This is a genomic window from Streptomyces sp. NPDC056161 (genome assembly GCF_042268025.1).
GTDB lineage: Bacteria > Actinomycetota > Actinomycetes > Streptomycetales > Streptomycetaceae > Streptomyces.
In genome coordinates this window covers 48,167-66,427 of the sequence record NZ_JBHJUV010000015.1, presented here as the reverse complement: position 1 = coordinate 66,427, position 18,261 = coordinate 48,167, and the positions used below count along the sequence as shown (strand labels likewise).

Here is an 18,261-nt window from a genome sequence, read left to right as displayed (position 1 = left end):
CGGCGCGGCCCCGGCGCACGCCGGGCCGGCGGTGTCCGTGTCACGTCCCGGTACGCGCCCTGGACCGGTAGGCGCCCGGCGGAAGGCCGTAGCGCGCACGGAAGACCCGGCTGAAGTGGAACGGGCTCGGAAAGCCCGATGCACCTGCCACCCGTTCCACGGTCAGGTCGGTGCCCTCCAGCAGCCGGACCGCGTGCCGCAGCCGGGCCTCGCGCAGCGCGCGCATCGGGGAACGGCCGGTCTGCCGGGTGAACAGGTGGGCGAACCGGGAGGGCGAGAGCGCGACGTCCGCGGCGAGTGAGCCGACGGTGTGGGCAGCCCCGGGGTCGGCGGCCATCACCTCCTCCGCCCGGCGTACGCGCGCGTCGAGTCCGGTCGGTGCCGTCGGCCGGTCCGCCGCACCGGTCGTGAGCAGCACGATCTCCTCCAGCGCGCACAGGGCCAGGTCCCGGGCCGCGCTGCTGTGCGCGACCGAGACCGGCTCACCGTCCACGGGGCCGGCTTCGGGCGGCGCCCCGGCGCCCGTCCAGCGGGCGTCGGCGAGCATCCGGCCGAACGCCGCACCGACCCGGTCGTGCAGACCGTCCGGGACGGGGGTGACGGCGTACAGCCCGTCGGCCACGGCGTGCCGGCCGAGCCGGTCCGTCCAGCCGGGCCGGGCCGGGCAGTGCGTCCACCAGAAGCGCCAGTGCCGGGCGCCCGGCGCGACCGCGTACCGGTGCGCCGCCCCCGGAGCGAGGACCACCAGGTCCCCGGCGCCCGCGTACACCCCGGCGGTGCCCCGGCCGACCAGTCCGCGTCCACCCGTGGTCCAGGTGAACAGCCAACTGGACGCCCCGTCGGGCCGGTTGACGCCGTAGCCGGTGTCCTGGTCGAAGTGGCCGACCACGACCACGCCGGGCGGTGGGGAGGGAGCGGCGGGCGCGGCAGCCCTGGGCAGTTCCGCAGCTGTCATGGGCATCCTCCGGGCGAGTGCGTCGGGCCTAGCGTGACAGGCAAGAACACCGCACCGAGGAGAGAACCGAGGAGTGGACGATGACAGCCACGGAGAGCGGCGCCACCGGCGTCCCCGTCCTGCCCGAGGACCTGCGGCGGCGGCTCGGGGAGTTCGAGGAACAGGGCTTCACCGTCGTGCGCGGGCTGTTCGGTCCCGCGGAGACCGAGCGGCTGTGCGCCGAGTTCGCGGCGCTGCACGCGGCCGGGCCGGTGCCGGGGCACTTCGAGCCGCGGCCGGACCCGGCGGGCGGCCCGGCCGACCCGCTGCGCGCCTACCCGCGGGTGATGCATCCGCACGAGATCAGCACGCTCGCCCGGGACGTCCTGGTGGACGCCCGGCTGCGGCCGGTGCTGGAGGCGCTGCTCGGCGAGGAGGTCCTGGCCGCGCAGAGCATGTTCTACTTCAAGCCGCCGGGCGCCCGCGGCCAGGCGCTGCACCAGGACAACTTCTATCTGCGGGTCGAACCGGGCACCTGCGTGGCCGCCTGGCTCGCCTGCGAGGCGATCGACCGGGACAACGGCGGTCTCGAAGTGGTGCCCGGCACCCACCGGATGGACCTGTTCTGTCCCGAGGAGGCGGACGTCCGGGAGTCGTTCGCCCGGGAGTACGTGCCCCCGCCGCCCGGTCTCCGTGCCGTGCCCGTGGACATGGCGGCGGGTGACGTCCTGTTCTTCAACGGCAGTCTGGTGCACGGTTCCGGACCCAATCGCACCGCCGACCGCTTCCGCCGCTCGTTCATCGGCCACTACGTGGGCCGTTCCGCGCGGCGGATAGGGGCCCACTACCGGACGATGTCCCTCTCCGGCGAGCGGGTCCGGCTCCCGGAGAGCGAGGGCGCCGGTCCGTGCGGCACCGAGTTCGCGCCGCACGGACCGCACTGACCGTCAGTGGCCGCTGATGGCGTGCGGGCTGTAGGACTGCTCCAGTTCCTCGATCTCCTTGTCGCTGAGCTCCAGTTCCACGGCGGCCACCGCGTCCTGAAGGTGCTGCGGTTTGGCCGCGCCGACGATCGGCGCGGTCACCGTGGCCCGGTGCAGCAGCCAGGCGAGGGCGATCCGGGCCCGCGGCACATCGCGCTCGGCGGCGATCCGGGCGACCGCCTCGACGATCGAGCGGTCGCTCTCCAGGTAGAGGCGGCCGCCGAAGTCGTCGGTCGCGCTGCGGTCGGTGACGGTGCCCCAGTCGCGGGTGAGGCGGCCGCGGGCGAGCGGGCTCCAGGGCAGCACTCCCACGCCCTGGTCCGCGCAGAGCGGAAGCATCTCCCGCTCCTCCTCGCGGTAGAGCAGGTTATAGTGGTTCTGCATGGACACGAACTTGGTCCAGCCGTGCCGCTCCGCCGTGTACTGGGCCTTGGAGAACTCCCACGCGTACATCGAACTGGCTCCGATGTAGCGCACCTTGCCCGCCTTGACCAGGTCGTGCAGCGCCTCCATGGTCTCCTCGACGGGGGTGCCGTGGTCGTAGCGGTGGATCTGGTAGAGGTCGACGTAGTCGGTGCCGAGCCGAGTGAGGCTGTGGTCGATCTCGGTCATGATCGCCTTGCGGGACAGGCCGCCCCCGTTGGGTCCGGGCCGCATCCGGCCGTGCACCTTGGTGGCGAGCACGATCTCGTCGCGGCGGGCGAAGTCGCGCAGCGCCTTGCCGACGATCTCCTCGCTGGTGCCGTCGGAGTAGACGTTCGCCGTGTCGAAGAAGTTGATGCCCTCCTCCAGCGCCTGCCGGATGAGCGGACGGGACGCCTCCTCGTCCAGCGTCCACTCGTGCGTGCCTCGGTCGGGCAGCCCGTAGGTCATGCAACCCAGACAGATCCGGGACACGTCCAGGCCCGTCGAACCGAGCTTCACGTACTGCATCGTTGCTGCTCCTGCCTTGGGGACGGTTGCCTTCTCGCAGCGTACGTGGTCAGCGGGGTCCGGCTTGACGGCGGCGGGTCCTGCGGCTTGGATCGTGATCACGTGTCCGGCGCGCCGCGCGGACACGCAGAGGTGCGCCCAGCCGGTGACGGACACGTTCTCAGCCCGGCCCGAGTCGCCAGGACCGTCGCGGTCCGAGGCGGGGCCGTACCCGCGATCCGCTGGAGCGGTCCATGCCCGCGAAGGGTGCTCTGCGCACCGAAGGTCCCCTGCCGTCCGTCGGCACGAGGATTCTCACCGCGATCGTCTCGGCGGCCCTGCTGCTGACCGGCTGCGGGTCCCCCGAGGACTCCGCGCAGGCCGGCCCCGGGCCGAGCGGTACGGCGTCGGCGGTACGGCTCCCGCCCCGGCACGCCGGCTTCGACTACCAGATCGGCGGCGCCTATCCGCCCCCGGCCGGTGTCCGCGTCGTCAGCCGCGACCGCACGGCGTCACCGGCCCCCGGCCTCTACAACATCTGTTACGTGAACGCCTTCCAGGCCCAGCCGGACGAGGTGGCGGCGTGGCCGGCCGACCTGCTGGTGCGGGACGCGCACGGCAGGCCGGTCGTCGACGAGGACTGGGACGAGCCGCTGCTCGACATCGGCACCGCGGCCAAGCGCAGGCGGGTGGCCCAGCGGGTCGACCGCTGGATCGACGACTGCGCGGACAAGGGCTTCGACGCCGTCGAGCCGGACAACTACGACAGCTACACCCGGTCCGGGAAGCTGCTGACGGCGGCCGACGCGACCGCGTTCATCGCGCTGCTGTCCCGGCACGCGCACGCGCGGCACCTGGCCGTCGCGCAGAAGAACACGGTGGAGCTGGCCGGTCTCAGGCACCGCACGGGCCTCGACTTCGCGGTGGCGGAGGAGTGCGCGGAGTGGGACGAGTGCGGTGCCTACGCCGACGCGTTCGACGACCGGGTCCTGGTCGTCGAGTACACGGACGGCGGGCTGCGCAAGGCCCTCGCGGGGTTCGGCGACCGTCTGAGCATCGTCCGCCGGGACCGCGAGGTGTCGCCCGAGGGCAGCGCCGGTTACGTCCGTGAGGTGCGCTGAGTCCGGGTGCGGTGCCGGGCCGGGAAGCGGCGCACGGCCCTCTCCCCCGCGTCCCGGTACGGGTCAGGGGCGCTCCAGCAGGTCCAGAGCGCGTTCCCATCGGAAGTCCGGCCGGCGTCCGCTCCCGTCGGGCTCGCCGGTGTACGGCTCACCGACACGGACGCCCATGGCACGCAGCCGCGACAGGCTCGCCCGGTAGGCCGGGTGGGCGGCCAGCGCGTCGCCCACACAGGGCAGGACGACGATCGGGACACCCAGGCCGTACGCCTCGCAGAGGGTGCCGAGGGCAAGGGTGTCCGCGATCCCCGCCGCCCACTTGTTGAGGGTGTTGAAGGTGGCGGGTGCGGCCACCACGGCGGCGGGCGCCGGGAAGGGGCGGGGGTCGGCGGGGGTGCGCCAGGCGGAGCGGACGGGACGGCCGGTCTGCGCCTCGACGGCACCCACGTCGAAGAAGCCGCCCAGGGCGACCGGGGTGGCCGTGACGCCGACCTCCCAGTTCCGCTCCTGGGCGGCGATGATCAGCTTGCCGACGCCCGCGGCCACTCCGGCCGCGCACACGACGAGCTGGAGAAAGGGCTTCTCGGCCGGTTCGGTCACCCCGGAACCCTACGCCGCCCCCGGTCCGGCCGGGGTGGGCTCAGCCGGGTTGCCCGGTCACCGTGATGGCGCCGACCGGGCAGGCGCGTGCCGCGTCCCGGACCAGTGGGTCGCCGCCGCCGTCCTCCCGTCCGGGCAGCAGCATGCTGAAGCCGTCGTCGTCCTGGGTGAAGACGTTCGGGGCGGTCAGGGCGCACTGGCCGGCGCCGATGCAGACGTCTCGGTCGATCTCGATGTGCATGGCCAGAGCCTCTTACCAAGTCACGGGGAGTTCCAGCATCCCCTGGATCGTGTCGCCGGGTTTGAACGGGATCTCCTCCGCCGGAACGGCGAGCCGGAGTCCGGGCAGCCGGCCGAGCAGCGCGGCCAGGGCGATCTCCAGCTCGGTCCTGGCCAGGTTCTGGCCGAGGCACTGGTGGATGCCGAAGCCGAAGGCTACGTGATGGCGGGTCGAGCGGTGCCAGTCGAGTGAGTCCGGCCCGGGGTAGACCCCCTCGTCGCGGTTGATGACCGAGGTCGAGAAGACCACGCCCTCACCGGCCCGGATGGTCGTCCCGGCCACCTCGATGTCCTCGGTGGCCACCCGCAGCAGTCCGTCCGCGATGGACAGCATGCGCAGCAGTTCCTCGACCGCTGCGGGCAGCAGGGAGGGGTCCGCGCGCAGTTCGGCCAGCCGCTCGGGGTGCTGGAGCAGCGTGAAGGTGCCGAGGGAGATCATGTTGGCGGTGGTCTCGTGTCCCGCGACCAGCAGGATGATCGCGAGGGCGACCAGTTCGTCGCGGTCCGGCGTGCCCTCGCGCGCCTGCTGCTCGACCAGTTCGTCGATCAGTCCGTCACCGGGCTCCTTGCGCTTGCGGTCGATCAGGCCGCCCAGGTACTCGTCCAGCCGGTCCCGGGCGTCCTGTGCGGCCTCGGCCGTGGGGCCGCGCAGCAGCCGCCGGGACTGCTCCTCGAAGAATTCGTGGTCGGCGTACGGGACACCCAGCAGTGCGCAGATCACCATGGAGGGCACGGGAAGCGCGAACGCGCTGACCAGTTCGGCGGGCGGCCCCTGGGCGATCATCCGGTCCAGCAGGTCGTCGACGATGCGCTCGATGCTCGGCCGCAGCGCGGTGGCCCGCTTGAGCGTGAAGGTGGGGATCATCATCCGGCGCTGGGTGTGGTGTTCGGGGTCGTCGACGCCCAGCAGGGCCGCCTTGCGGTCGCGGACGCCGGCGAACCGGGGTGTCGTGATCGGGAAGCCGGTCCGGGTGCGGTTGCTGGACAGGCGCGGGTCGGCCAGCAGGTCCCGCGCGAGGCCGTGCCCGGCGACGAGCCAGGCCGGGCGGCCGTCGTAGAGGGTGACCCGGGTCAGCGGCCGGGCGGCGCGCAGCGGGTCGTAGCCGGTGGGGGGGTGGTAGGGGCAGGTCCGGTCCTGGGGGAAGGCGACGGGTTGCGACAGTTCCGTCATGGAAGACCTCACAGACGAGGGGTGCGTCGTGCCGATCTTCATTAGATGCCCGAGGCACCTATCGCGCGACGCCAAGTTCAGCCAGAACGGTCACCTGCGGAATCTGGCCGGGAAGCGACGCTTCCGTTTCATGCGTTGACGGCCCCGCAGGGCCGCGCCGGGAAAAGGAACCAGCCACTCCACAATAGTCTCCGATGGTGGCGACCGCCGTACGCCACTTGGCCGTATCACCGTCCGACCGGGCCGGACGGCGACCCGGTGCGGTGCGGATGAATACCGCGGTCATCGGTGTTGAATCGGATGGTCAGCGAGCCCTGTTTGACGAGGAGAGGAATGACATGCCTGTCGAGGGTGAGTACGAACCGAGTCCGGCCGAGTGGGTCCGGGAGCAGGTCGAGTTGTACGAGAGTTCCGGCGGCACCCGGGGCACGACGCTGCGGGACACCGGGCTGCCGGTCATCGTGCTGACCAGCCGGGGAGCCCGCAGCGGCAAGATCCGCAAGACGCCGCTGATGCGGGTGGAGCACGACGGGCGGTACGCCGTGGTCGCGTCGCAGGGCGGTGCGCCCAAGCATCCGGTCTGGTACTTCAACCTCACCGCCGACCCGCGCGTGGAGTTGCAGGACGGACCGGTCAAGCAGGACATGACCGCTCGGGAGGTCACCGGCGCGGAACGGGCCGAGTGGTGGAAGCGGGCGGTGGCCGCGTATCCGCCGTACGCCGAGTACCAGGAGCGGACGTCCCGCGAGATCCCGGTCTTCGTCCTCGAACCGGGCACCGGGAGCTGAATCCGGCCGCGCACCGGCACCATCCGGAAAATCTGCCGCAGGCAGGCATGAACAACTCCGGGTCCGGGCACCTTCTGCGTCAGGCCCCGCCGCGTTCCCCCGTCGCGGCGGGGCTTTCCCGTCCCTCGCCCGCAAACCGGTCGGTCACGTCCGGGAAGATCTCGCCGGCCTCGGGGAACGTCTCGGCGAGGGACCGCTTCATGCGGACCGCGACGGCCTCGCCGGCCGTCGGATTGTCCGGTTCACCCCTGCCGACTGCCCATGGCCGGGCGACTCACGCGGTACGGCGGCGACGACGGCCGGAGTCCGGCGTGCGGACGGCGGCAGACACGCAGTCCGTGGGCGTACCGCTGCCGCGGGGCGTTCCCGGGCGTGCGGGCGTCAGGGCCGGTTCCCGGGCGGCGGACGGGAGGGCGAGGCGAGGCGGGGCGGCGCGGGCCGCGGACGGCCCCAGCGGCACCCGACCGTATCAGGTTCCCAGCCATATCAGGCTCTCGGCCATGCGCGCCGACGACGCACCGCGCGCCTCGCCCGGCCAGCCGCGAGCGCCACCGCCCAGCCGCCGGGCACCCAGTCGCGGTCAACCGGGTGGAAGCCCCGGCCGGGTGGAGCCGACCCGTGGTGGGGGTGAGCGGGTGGGTGCGGCTCAAGGGGTGTGAGTGGCGACAGACGCGTAAGGCAAGGGACGGCGCGGCGAGGGCGTCGGACGGCGCGTCGGCGGCCCGGCGATTTCCGGCCGTCGGCCCCGTCGCCGTCGCGGACCCACCCGTCACCGGCGTACCTGTCCGGGAGATGTCCTTCGCGGATCCGCCCGTCCGGTGGGCACCCGTCGTGGATGTCTCTTTCCCGCCCTGGTTCCCGCCCTGGAGCACCGGCCTGCGGCGGGCCCGCCGGTGGCACGTTCCGGACTGCGCGCCGCGGTGGTCCGGGTGACCATGAGGGGTGTGAACACGATGCGTGCCATCAGCCAGGACGTCCTCGGCGGTCCCGAGGTGCTCAAGGAAGTACGGCTCAAGCGGCCGGCGCCGCGCCCGAACGAGGTGCTGGTCCGGGTCCGCGCCGCCGGCGTCAACCCCACCGACTGGAAACACCGGGCCACCGGCGGCTTCCTGGGCGAGCCGCCGTTCGTCCTCGGGTGGGACCTCTCCGGCACGGTGGAGGAGACCGGGATCGGCGTGGCCGCGTTCGCGCCCGGGGACGAGGTCTTCGGCATGCTGCCCTACCCGTTCGGGCACGGCTCGCACGCCGAGTACGCCATCGCGCCGGTCCGGGCGCTCACCCACAAACCTGCCGGGATCGACCATGTGCAGGCGGGCGCGCTGCCGTTGGTGTCGCTGACGGCCTGGCAGACCCTGGTGGAGACGGCGGAACTGGCGGCGGGACAACGGGTCCTGGTGCACGCCGCGGCCGGCGGGGTCGGGCATGTGGCGGTGCAGATCGCCAAGGCGCGCGGCGCGTACGTGATCGGCACGGCGAGCGCGGGCAAGCACGACTTCCTGCGGAGCCTCGGCGTGGACGAGGCGGTCGACTACCGGAGCACGGACGTCACGGAGGCGGTGCGGGGTGTCGACGTCGTGCTGGACACCCTCGGCGGTGACAACGCCGTCCGGTCGCTGCGGGTGCTGCGCGCGGGCGGGATCGTGGTGTCGATCGTGCCGGTCGGTTCGCGGGAGTTCCACGACGAGGCCGCGCGGCTGGGCGTACGGGCGGCCCGCATCCTCGTGGACGCCGACCGCGCGGACATGCGGGCCATCGCCGCCCTGGTGACGCAGGGCCGGCTGCGGGCCACGGTCGCCGAGACGTTCCCGCTGTCCGAGGCCGCGCGGGCGCACGAGTCGGGCGAAACCGGTCGGACGTCAGGGAAACTGGTCCTGGTGACGGCCTGAACCGGACGGCGGACGGCCAAACTCGAAGACATATGTCAATCGAACATGCTCAAATTCGTTCTATCGAGGGTAACTTGCAGAACGGGGAACGGATCCCGGCACGGGTGGGAGGTGACGTCGTGCGCCCGGAACCGCGGCAGGAATCCGCACCGCTCACCAGGCACCTGCGCGTCCGCGAGGACCGCGGGCACACGGTGCTGGAGTTCCACGGGGAGATCGACATCGCGGCGGCCGCCGAGCTGGCCCCGCATCTGGACAGGGTGACGGACCGGCCCGGCGCCCGGATCGTGATCGATCTGCGGAACATCGAGTTCTTCGACTGCTCGGGGCTGCGCCTGCTCTACCGGGCCCGCACCCGGGTACTGGAACACGGCGGAACGCTGCGCCTCGTGTGCACCCACCCGCTGACCCTGCGGGTCCTGCGGGTCACCGGCCTGTCCCGGCTGCTGCCCGCGCTGCCGACGCTGGAGGCGGCCCTGGCGCAGCCCGAGACCACGCCCGGCTCCCGGTGACCCCGGCGCCCCGGGCGTCAGGGCCGGTACGGCGGCGGCCCGTCCGGTGACGGCCCGGTACCGGGCGCGTCGAACAGGGCGCTGACCGCCGTTGTAGATGCGGCGCACGGCCCCGGCGAGCACCGGGGCGATGGACAGCACCCGCAGCTTGCGCTCGTGCCCGGCCCGCTCCTCCGCGGGCAGGGGCACGGTGTTCGTGCACACGATCTCCAGCACGTCCGGCCACGACGGATCCCAAGATCGATGTCGGGTACACACCAGGCCGCGCGACGGTAGTCGGCTACGGGTGCCGGGGGTCAGTTGCGGCAGCCGGGGACCGGACTCGGGCTGTTGAGGCAGTTGCTCGGGCTGTTGCGGGCGACCACGGTGATACGCAGGGTCACGGTGCCCTGGTTGTTGTAGATGCCGCCGGGGTTCGCACCGCTGGCTGAGTTGCCGCTGATGACGCTGGCGGTCACGGTGGAGGTTCCGCCTGGCTGGGCGGTCACCCCGTTGGCGAGACCACCGCCGCCGTTCGGCGCGGTGTTGTTGAGGATGGTGCTGGCGTTGACCGTCAGCGTTCCGGTGTTGGCGATGGCGCCGCCCACGTTGCCGGCCGTGTTCCCGCTGAGGTTGCTGGCGTTGACGGTCGTCTGGCCGTCGCTGGCGATGGCGCCGCCGTTCACCGCGGCCGTGTTGCCCGTGAAGGCACTCCCGTTGACCTGTGCCCGGGAGCCACCGAAGACGCTGATGCCGCCGCCGAAGTTGGCGTGGTTCCTCGCGATCAGGTCACCGAGAAGGGTCAGGGAGCCGTTGCCGGTGACGACGACGGCACCGCCGGCGCCATTCTGGATCGAGCTGCCCGTGGCGTCGCCGTTGGTGAGGGTGGCATCTACCAAGGTGAGGTCGCCACCGTTGACGGTGAAGATACGGAACGTTCCCGACACACGGGTGATCGTGTCGCCGTTGCCGTTGATGCGGATCGGCGAAGTGATGGCGGGCAGTTCGGAGGTCAGCCGGTAAGTGCAGCGGGGCGCCAGGTTGAGCGTGTCGCTGCCAGGGGTGCTGTTGGCGGTGTTGATGGCGCTCTGCAAGGCGGCCTCGCTGCACGCCACGGGCAGCACCGCGGCCGAAGCAGGGGCGGCCAACGCGATGGGGGCGAGTGCGGCGGCGGTGCCCATGCAGAGCACCTGGGCGGTCCGGGCAAGGGACTCACGTGTGAGCATGTCACTCCTTTTGAAGTCGCCCGCCGCGGCGTCCGGCCGACAGGATGGGGCGGGGCGGCGCCGCAGACGGGAGGGCGAACGAAGAATGCCCGACGTGCCGAACGACATCACATACTTCATCCCGAATTGCATCTTGTGGCCCTGCACGGTGCGCCGCATGGCCCAACAGGCCCTGGAGGGCTCCCATGGCCGCGCGTTCCACCGTGCCCATGGTTCGGGTCAAAGAGGTCGTGCCGGACGCGTGCCGGATCGGGCGGGAAATCACGGGGAATGACGGGGAACCAACAGCCCGTCCACCAGGCGTCGACACGCTTCCGCTGCTAGTCGATACTGGTCCGCCAACCGGCCGGTCTGGCACCGGCGTTCGGCGGGCATCCGGAAGACAGGAAGGGGGAACGTCGACATGACGACTTCCAACAGGCGGCTGCCCGGACGCGTGCCGGGCTGGATAAAGGCCCTGACCGCCGTCGTCCTGGTCCTCGCGGCGGTCTTCGCCGGGATCCGGCTGGCCGTGCTGCCGGGCATCAAGGACCTGTTCGGCACCGAGACGCGCGACCGCTCGGGACCGGCGCTGCTCGAATCGATCAAGGACATGAGCCGCTACGACGCCGCCTCCGGCACCTTCCAGGTCGTCGTGGACCTGGAGAAGGACGCGAAACTGCTGCCCGACGCGATCCGCGGCACCCGCACCCTGTACGTCGGTACGGGCACGGTGGACGCCTACGTCGAACTCGGCGGGCTGGGCGAGCGGGACGTGACGGTCGACGGCGACCGCACCTCGGCCACGCTCCGGCTGCCGCACGCCCGGCTGGGGAAACCGGCCCTGGACGCCGACCACTCGTACACCGTCTCCAAACAGCGCGGACTGCTCGACCGGCTCGGCGACTTCTTCTCCGACAACCCCAACAGCGAACACGCCGTGCAGCAGCTCGCCGTACAGCACATCGGCGAGGCGGCCCGCGGCAGCGGGCTGACCGCCCGAGCCGAGACGAACACGACCGCCATGCTCCGAGGGCTGCTGCGCTCCCTCGGGTTCACGGAGGTGCACGTCTCGTACGGGAGCTGACCGTGCCGCCCCGGCGGGCGGTGCGGGCGAGGGCATCACGGGGCGGTTCCGGGGTAACCGCCCCACCACGCAGGCAAGCCGACGACAGGAGGACCGCATGGCTCGCACCGTTTCGCACCTGCGCACCGGCGGGAACGACACTCCGGCGGGAAGGCGTCGCCCCGTGGGAAGCACCCGGTCCCCCGGCACCGCGGCGGACCGTCGCACGACCGGCACCGGCGCCGCGGCCGGGTCCGGACGCTCGGGCGCATCCGGGGGTTCCGGTAAGGCCGGTTCGGGCAAAGCCGGGGGTTCCGGTACGTCCCGGTGCTCCGGCGCATCCCGGAGTTCCGGCTCCAAGGGTTCGGGAAAGTCCGGGAGTTCCAGTGCGCAAAGGAGTTCCACCAAGAAGTCCAACACGCCCAAGAGTTCCCGTACGTCCGGGAGTCCCGGCAGGTCCGCGGGCCCCGGCCGGGGCGCCGCTTCCGCCGGATCCCGGCGTCCCGGCGCGCACCGGGGCCTGGCGGGACTGCTCCGAGCACTCGTGCGCGGTGGCTCCGCGAAGGCGCACGGCGCGGGCGGGCCGCGTCGCGGTCCCCGCAGGGCCGGTGGCGCGGCACGGCCGCCCGGTGGGAACCGGCACGCGCTCCCGTGGCCCGTACGACTGGCGGCGATGCTGGTCGCCTTCGTGTGCATGGTGGCGTTCGCCGTCGTGCTGGCCCGGCTGACGCTGGTGCCGTCCCCGGCGTCGGTGGACCTCACACACAGCAACCTGCGCCCCGGCAGTTCCCTGCGGGCCTACCTGGACCAGCCCGGACTGCGCGACGCCGCCAAGCAGATAGGGGGGAACGTGCTGCTCGGCATCCCGTTCGGGGTGCTGGTGCCGGTACTCGCACCGCGGGCCCGCGGCATCCTCCACGTGCTCCTGCTCACCGCGATGGTGATGCTGCTGGTCGAGCTGGTACAGGGCGCGCTGATCACCGGGCGCGCCTTCGACATCGACGACGTCATCCTCAACACGGCGGGTGCGCTGGCGGGTTATCTGTTCCTCGGCCGCCGGCTCGGGCGGGCGGTGCACGCACGCGCGGCGAAGGCGTGACGTCACGTCCGACCGCGCTCCGTTGCGGACGTCCCGCCGGGCCGCCCGCCCGCGCCGCTCAGGGCCCCAGGTGCACGTACGGAGCCCACAGCCAGGGGCTGCGCGGATAGCGCTCCCGCAGGTCGCGGGTCACCCGGTGCAACGCCTGGGCGGGCGGCACACCGTCCGCCAGGTGGCCGTACACGGCCGCGGTGAACTCCGTCGCGTCGCCGTCGGCGACCTCCCACAGGGTGGCGATCACATGGGTGAAGCCGGCCAGTTGGAACGACGAGGCGACATGGTGGGCCTCGTCGGCGAGGTGGTACGAACCGGCGGCGGATCCGCACGAGGCGAGGAACGCCAGCTCGGCGTCGAGATCGAGCGTCGAGATGTCCGGCAGTGCCAGTGCGCCGTCCTGCAACACCAGCTCGTTCGCGGTGATCCCGAGGACGTCGGCCCGCGTATGGCAGGCGAAGTGTGCCCAGGTGTGTCCCGCCAGTTCACGGAGCACGGCCTGTTTGGTGGCGCTCTCTCCGGTCAGGACGGTGGTCCGGGGGAACAGCCCGGCGAGCGCCTGCGCGTCGGCCGCGGCGTGCCGCAGGGGCGCGGCCCCGGGCGCCTGCGGTGTGGCGACGGCCAGCAGGCGCGGATCGCGGCCGAGGCGGGAGCCGCCGGGCGCGGCTGCCTTCGGGCGCAGCGCGTTGAGTGTCGTGGTGTACGACGACGTGACGTAGTCGGCGATTCCGTACGGGGTGGCGCCGGTGTACCGCCCGGCCGCGTGCAGCGGCAGGAAGTTCAGGATGCCGGTGGGGCACCACCACAACCGGGGCGGCGAGGCGCCGCCGGGTGCGAGGTCCAGCGCCCGGACGACGGGTTCCGCCACCGCCTCCCACAGCCAGGCGAGCGTGTCCAGGACGACCCCGCCCGCCTCCCAGCGCTGTTCGGCGGGCTCGTGCGGGTCGTGCAGCGCGCCGACGGCCGAGTCGAAGGCCATGAGCCGGTCCGCCGCGGACCTCAGGTCCGCCTGGGGCAACGGCACACACGTCGCCGTTCCCTCGGCGAGGACGATGGCGTCGCTGCGTACGGTCGCGAGGTTGACGACCACCACCGGGCCGTCCGCGGTCAGCGTGCCGAGGTCGGGTACGCCCGGCCGCAGGAAACTCTCGAAGCCGGACAGGCCGCGGATCTCGTCGCGCACCCGTTCCCAGGAGCGGACCGTCAACCGGTGCTCGTCCCTCGCGGGCCCGGGCGCCCCGTCCGGAGCCTGGTCGGCGCTGGCGCCGAAGGTGGTCATGGCCTCGCCGAGCCGGCTGAACTCCGCGGCCAGCTCCGGTGCCTGCCGACGCAGGTCCGACAGGTCGCGCCGGGTCTCGGTGAGCTGTCCGAGCAGAATGCCCCGGCCCCGTTCGAGGAGGTCCAACGCCCGGTGGGGATCGCCCAGTTGCAGCGCGCAGGCCGCCGCCTGCGAGGCGAGCAGGGGCTGGTCGGCGATGAGCAGCTCGCGGTCGGACCGGGCGAGCCGGTGCCCGACCAGACGCGGCAGGAGGTCCACCGCGGCCTCGAAATGGGCCGCCGCGTCCTCCCAGTCGCCCCGGGTGACGGCCGTTCGCCCCGCCGACTCGGCGGCGGCGATGCGTTCCGGGAGGGGGAAGTGCGCGGTCCGGTAGACCCGGCTGCGCAGTTCGCGCACCTCCCCGGTCGGGTCCGCTCCCCCGGTGTCGCGTCGCGCCAGGACGTGGGACAGCGCCAACAGCGCTCGCACGTGTCCCACGTCGTCCGCGCCCGCCGCCGCCATGGCCTCGCGTGCCACGGCCTCGGCCTCGTCCAGCAGGGACGCGTCCTCCTCGTACCGCCCGACCTGCAGCAGCGCGCCGACCAGGTTGGTGCCCCAGACCGGGCGGCCCGGATGGTCGGCGGGCCCGGTCCGGATCGCCTCGCGCAGCAGGTCGGCGGCTTCCCCGGCGTCCTGTGCGGACCCGCGGTGCTTGGCGCGCCCGAGCAGCGTCACCGCCAGATGGGACAGCAGGAGGGAGCGGTCCTGGTGGCCCGTGGCGCGCAGCGTCAGGGACTTCCGGCCGAGGTCCACGATCGCGTCGAGTTCACGTTCGTACGCGGCGAAGGGCTCGGCGAACAGGGCGGTGAACACGTGCGGGCTGTTCTCGCGCGCCCGGCGGGCCAGGTCCGTGAAGGGGGCGAACTGCCGGCTGTGCTGGAGTCTCGCCTCCGCGAGCCGCGCCATGGCCTCGGCGGTCGTACGCCACGCCTCGGGGCCGGCGGCCGCCTCCTCCAGTACGTCCATGGCCTCCAGCAGCGCCGTGCTGTCCCGTGAGACCTCGTAGACGGAGGCCAGGCAGGCGCCCAGCTCCAGCAGGGACCGGGACCGGTCGAAGGAGTCCTTCCGGGCGAAGCGCACGGCGGACCGGCAGACGGGGACGAGTTCGTCGAGCAGCCTTCTGTCCCGGGTGCTGTCGTACGCGGTGGTGAGGGCTCCCACGCATCGGCCCAGGAGCGGGCCGCGCTCGTCGTCGGTCAGGGTGGGGTCGTCCAGGCAGCGCCGGGCCAGGCTCAGGGACTGGTCCAACGCCCCGTCGTCCCGGGTGAGCTGGAACTGGACGCGGTAGGTGTCGATGAGGGCGACCTGCGCGCGGCGGGCCTCGACGTGGTCGACGGGGAGTCCGGCGGACACCGCTTCGAGCAGTTGCCTGCCCTGTGCCAGGGCGTCGGCGTCCTCGCTCAGCTCGGCCAGCAGCGTCAGCGAGTGGCCCAGTTCGACGCGGACGGGGAGGTGGTGCGAGTGGTGCGGGCCGGCGTGCCCGGCCGCCGTCCGCAGCACGGCCACCGCGTGCTCGGCGTCGGAAAGGTCACCGGTGGCCGTTGCCAGTTCCTTGTACGACAGCCCGGTGTTCAGCAGTTGCACCGCATGCGCCGGCCGGTTCGGGTCCAGCGTCCGTGCGGCGGCGTGGTTGAGGCGTGCCGACTCCCGCATGACCGCCACATCACGCAGCATCAGCGCCTTCACCCGCAGCACATTGCCGAGGCAGGACAGGGCGTCGGATTCCTCCGGAGTCAGCCGATGCGCCCGGCGCGCCCACCCTTCGGCCTCCGCGATGTCGTCCCGCGCGCCCTCGTCGGCCCTGACGCCCGCGGCGTTCACCTGACGCCCGCCGTCGTGCGCACGGGTCTTGAGGGCGTTGGCGAGACCGACCATCCGGCGCACGGCTTCCGTCCCCGTCGCGTCCGGGCCGGAGAGCGCGGCCCGCAGGACGTCCACCGCCTCGTCCAGCGCGGCGGGGTCGCCCTGGGCGTCGTGCGCCATCCGGAGACACAGGCCGAGATCCGTCCGGTAGGCGCGTCGTCGGCCGTCGTCCGTCCCGGGGTGCGCGACGAGCGCGCGCAGCACGCGGGCCCGTGCGCGCAGCAGGGCGGGCTGTCCCTGGGCGATGTTCAGCGGTACGACGACGGTGAGGGCGTCGAGGATGCCGTGGCTGCGGGCGTCGGCCGGATCGCACTCCTCGGTCACCCGCTCGACGTACGCGCCGGCCTGGCGGACCCACTCGGCTGACGGGGTGCGCAGGTGGCCCTGGATGAGGGACGTGGCCAGTCGGAGGCGGACCTGGAGCCGGGTCTGAGGGTCCGTGGCCTTCTCCTGGACGCGGTCCCATGCCGCGGCGCCCACGGAGAGCAGCCGGGGATCGCTTCCGGTGGGGCCGCCCGCCCCGTCGCGGAAGGCGTTGAGCAGATTTCCGCCCAGCGGGGCGAGCAGCGGTACGGCCTGTTCGTCGGCGACCGGCCCGAGGGAGTCGATCGTGCGCGCGGCCCAGTCGACGGCCTCCGCGAGCGAGTCGGGGTCCCCGTCCGCCGCGTGCCGTTGCAGCAGGACTTCCACCAGGTTGATCTGGAGCATCTCGGGCAGGGCTCCGATCTCCCGCAGCATGCCGATGCCGCGCAGGAGCAGACGGATCGCCTCGCTCGACTGTGCCGGGTCGCCCGTGGCCCGGTGGGCGGCGGCGTGGTCGACCGCCTTGTCACCGAGCCGCAGGGCTTCTTCGAGCAGTCCTGCCGGGGCGGATTCCCGCGTGAGTACGGCGCCGATCTCCACCGGGACCGCATCCGGCATCCGCGCCCACAGGGGACGGAAGAGATGCAGGGCGTGGTGGAAGTCCGGGCCGTCGTACGTCTGGCGGGCCGCGCAGCGGAACCAGTGGAACCAGCCCAGGGTGTGGGCGGCCTCGTCGCTCCAGGACGTCCGCAGGGCTGTGGTGAGGAGCTGGGCCGCCGCATCGGCCTCGGGCCCGAGCACCTGGCGTGGATCGGCGGTGGCCGCGAACCGGTCGAGCCGCGCCCGCAGGGCGTCCAGTGGCAGGTTCTCCATCTCCCCCATCGCTCCCCCGTGGTGGTTGTCGGGCGACTCGCGCCCGTACCATCATGCAGCGACGCCGACGCGTCCGCTGCGGGAGCGTCAAGGAGCGGCGAGGAGGGGCATGGAGGGGCGGGCAGAGGTCGCGGCATGGTGTGAGGCGCTCCCTCTCCTGCGGCGGATCGCTGCGGCGCAGGGCCGTGCGGACGAGGTCGCGGAGCTGGTGAGCCGGCTCCGGACGGACGCCGGCGTGGTGCCGCAACTCGACGAGCTGGGGCGGCAGTTCGGCATTCCGGGCGTCGGGCCCAGGTCGGTGGTCGGGGTGCCCGGCGTGGCTCCGGGGGTCCCCGTCGACGGACTGTTCGTCTGCCCCGCCGACCGGTGCGACCGGGACTGGGTGCGGGCGCCGGGTGTGGCGACGCCCGAATGCCACCTTTTCGAGGAGCCCTTGGCGCGGGCGGCGCCTGAGCGGCGCACGCGGTGACAGCCTTCCTGAACGAGCTGGCCAGGCAACTGGCCGGCAAATGGCTCTCCCTCCTCGTCGTGCCCGGGGTCCTGTTCGTCGCCTCGGTCGCCGTGGGCTGGCGGATGCGTTTCGGGGCGTGGCCCGGCGACGAGGAGTTCGTGACCGGGCTCCAGCAGGGGGCGGCCCCGGCCGGGCAACTGGCCGCGACCGTGCTGGGCGCCCTGCTGGTGTCGGCCTGGGCGGGGCTGCTGGCACAGGGTTCGGGGCGGGCCGTCCACCGGCTGTGGCTCGGCCGGTGGCCCGGACGTACCGGGGCGGCGCTGGCCGGCCGGCGCCGTCGCCGCTGGACGCGTGCCCAGGAACGCTACGAACAGGCGTACCGCCAGGGGCAGTCGGACGAGATCCTGGCGGACCTGGCGTACCGGCGCAATCGCATCGCGCTGGCGCCTCCCAGCAGGCCGACGCACATGGGTGACGCCGTCGCGGCGCTCGGCGTCCGGGTCCGGCTCGAATACGGAATCGACCTCGAACACGGCTGGCCGCGGCTGTGGTTGGTGCTGCCGGAGGAGACCCGGACGGTACTGGACGAGAGCAGGGATGCGTTCGGCCGGGCCACCGCGCTGGCCGGCTGGGGCGTTCTCTACGTCCTGGCGGGAGCCGTCTGGTGGCCGCTCGGGCTGGCGGGGCTGGGCACGCTGCTCACGGCCGTGGTCCGGGGCCGGTCGGCCGTGACGAATCTGGCCCAGCTGATGGAGTCGGCTGTCGACCTGCACGGGGCGAGCCTCGCCGTCTCTCTGGGGATCCCCGTCCCGGACGGCCGGGTCACACCGGGGATCGGCCGCGAGATCACCCGCGCGGTGCGCAAGGGAGCCTGAGGGGCCGACGAGCCGGTGTCCGGGGGACAGGGACATCCTGGGGACGCCCCGG

17 protein-coding genes and 1 pseudogene are annotated in these 18,261 nt (G+C 73.0%); 9 read left to right on the top strand and 9 right to left on the bottom strand.

Annotated features, from left to right (window positions below; all coding sequences use genetic code 11):
• Positions 1-40: 40 nt before the first annotated feature.
• Positions 41-955, bottom strand: a complete 915-nt coding sequence (locus ACFC09_RS16215) for a helix-turn-helix domain-containing protein (RefSeq protein WP_376528171.1) — start codon at positions 953-955, stop codon at positions 41-43.
• An 80-nt stretch (positions 956-1,035) separates the two neighbouring features.
• Here ACFC09_RS16215 and ACFC09_RS16210 point away from each other — a divergent pair, with 80 nt between their 5' ends.
• Complete coding sequence (locus ACFC09_RS16210; protein WP_376528168.1) at positions 1,036-1,878, top strand: phytanoyl-CoA dioxygenase family protein; 843 nt, start codon at positions 1,036-1,038, stop codon at positions 1,876-1,878.
• 3 nt (positions 1,879-1,881) lie between these two features.
• Here the strand turns inward: ACFC09_RS16210 and ACFC09_RS16205 are convergent, their stop codons facing one another.
• The gene (locus ACFC09_RS16205) at positions 1,882-2,850 is read right to left on the bottom strand and encodes an aldo/keto reductase (RefSeq protein ID WP_376528166.1); all 969 of its coding nucleotides are present in this window, start codon (positions 2,848-2,850) and stop codon (positions 1,882-1,884) included.
• 233 nt (positions 2,851-3,083) lie between these two features.
• Between ACFC09_RS16205 and ACFC09_RS16200 the strand changes: the two genes are divergently transcribed.
• A complete protein-coding gene (locus tag ACFC09_RS16200) occupies positions 3,084-3,950 on the top strand; it encodes an endo alpha-1,4 polygalactosaminidase (RefSeq protein ID WP_376528163.1) in 867 nt (288 codons plus the stop codon).
• A gap of 63 nt (positions 3,951-4,013) precedes the next feature.
• Here ACFC09_RS16200 and ACFC09_RS16195 read toward each other — a convergent pair whose 3' ends face one another.
• The 3 genes from ACFC09_RS16195 to ACFC09_RS16185 are packed head-to-tail and all read right to left on the bottom strand — an operon-like array spanning position 4,014 to position 5,997.
• The gene (locus tag ACFC09_RS16195) at positions 4,014-4,547 is read right to left on the bottom strand and encodes a flavoprotein (RefSeq protein WP_376528160.1); all 534 of its coding nucleotides are present in this window, start codon (positions 4,545-4,547) and stop codon (positions 4,014-4,016) included.
• 40 nt (positions 4,548-4,587) lie between these two features.
• Complete coding sequence (locus tag ACFC09_RS16190; RefSeq protein ID WP_376528157.1) at positions 4,588-4,788, bottom strand: ferredoxin; 201 nt, start codon at positions 4,786-4,788, stop codon at positions 4,588-4,590.
• A gap of 12 nt (positions 4,789-4,800) precedes the next feature.
• Entirely contained in the window at positions 4,801-5,997 is a 1,197-nt protein-coding gene (locus ACFC09_RS16185) for a cytochrome P450 (RefSeq protein ID WP_376528154.1), read from the bottom strand.
• Positions 5,998-6,335: 338 nt separating this feature from the next.
• Between ACFC09_RS16185 and ACFC09_RS16180 the strand changes: the two genes are divergently transcribed.
• The gene (locus ACFC09_RS16180; RefSeq protein ID WP_376528152.1) at positions 6,336-6,785 is read left to right on the top strand and encodes a nitroreductase family deazaflavin-dependent oxidoreductase; all 450 of its coding nucleotides are present in this window, start codon (positions 6,336-6,338) and stop codon (positions 6,783-6,785) included.
• 79 nt (positions 6,786-6,864) lie between these two features.
• On the opposite strand, the gene ACFC09_RS16175 is transcribed toward ACFC09_RS16180, so the two are convergent.
• Entirely contained in the window at positions 6,865-6,987 is a 123-nt protein-coding gene (locus tag ACFC09_RS16175; protein ID WP_376528150.1) for a hypothetical protein, read from the bottom strand.
• 733 nt (positions 6,988-7,720) lie between these two features.
• Between ACFC09_RS16175 and ACFC09_RS16170 the strand changes: the two genes are divergently transcribed.
• Together ACFC09_RS16170 and ACFC09_RS16165 are read left to right on the top strand one after the other, a co-directional pair.
• Complete coding sequence (locus tag ACFC09_RS16170) at positions 7,721-8,671, top strand: NADP-dependent oxidoreductase (protein ID WP_376528425.1); 951 nt, start codon at positions 7,721-7,723, stop codon at positions 8,669-8,671.
• A gap of 119 nt (positions 8,672-8,790) precedes the next feature.
• Complete coding sequence (locus ACFC09_RS16165) at positions 8,791-9,183, top strand: anti-sigma factor antagonist (protein ID WP_376528147.1); 393 nt, start codon at positions 8,791-8,793, stop codon at positions 9,181-9,183.
• A gap of 17 nt (positions 9,184-9,200) precedes the next feature.
• Here ACFC09_RS16165 and ACFC09_RS16160 read toward each other — a convergent pair.
• Both ACFC09_RS16160 and ACFC09_RS16155 read right to left on the bottom strand, forming a co-directional pair.
• Positions 9,201-9,405 (bottom strand): annotated as a pseudogene (locus ACFC09_RS16160) (hypothetical protein); the annotation flags it as partial.
• Positions 9,406-9,479: 74 nt separating this feature from the next.
• A complete protein-coding gene (locus ACFC09_RS16155; RefSeq protein WP_376528145.1) occupies positions 9,480-10,388 on the bottom strand; it encodes a hypothetical protein in 909 nt (302 codons plus the stop codon).
• A gap of 403 nt (positions 10,389-10,791) precedes the next feature.
• Between ACFC09_RS16155 and ACFC09_RS16150 the strand changes: the two genes are divergently transcribed.
• Entirely contained in the window at positions 10,792-11,454 is a 663-nt protein-coding gene (locus ACFC09_RS16150; protein WP_376528143.1) for a DUF4230 domain-containing protein, read from the top strand.
• Between the two features lie 652 nt (positions 11,455-12,106).
• A complete protein-coding gene (locus ACFC09_RS16145) occupies positions 12,107-12,532 on the top strand; it encodes a VanZ family protein (protein WP_376528140.1) in 426 nt (141 codons plus the stop codon).
• Positions 12,533-12,590: 58 nt separating this feature from the next.
• Here ACFC09_RS16145 and ACFC09_RS16140 read toward each other — a convergent pair whose 3' ends face one another.
• A complete protein-coding gene (locus tag ACFC09_RS16140) occupies positions 12,591-16,883 on the bottom strand; it encodes a CHAT domain-containing protein (protein WP_376528137.1) in 4,293 nt (1,430 codons plus the stop codon).
• A 109-nt stretch (positions 16,884-16,992) separates the two neighbouring features.
• On the opposite strand from ACFC09_RS16140, the gene ACFC09_RS16135 reads away from it, so the two are divergent.
• Both ACFC09_RS16135 and ACFC09_RS16130 read left to right on the top strand, forming a co-directional pair.
• Positions 16,993-17,352, top strand: coding sequence for a hypothetical protein (locus tag ACFC09_RS16135; RefSeq protein WP_376528134.1), 360 nt, complete (start codon positions 16,993-16,995; stop codon positions 17,350-17,352).
• Positions 17,349-18,209, top strand: a complete 861-nt coding sequence (locus tag ACFC09_RS16130; protein WP_376528131.1) for a hypothetical protein — start codon at positions 17,349-17,351, stop codon at positions 18,207-18,209. The genes ACFC09_RS16135 and ACFC09_RS16130 overlap by 4 nt, the downstream gene beginning before the upstream one ends.
• Positions 18,210-18,261 lie beyond the last annotated feature (52 nt).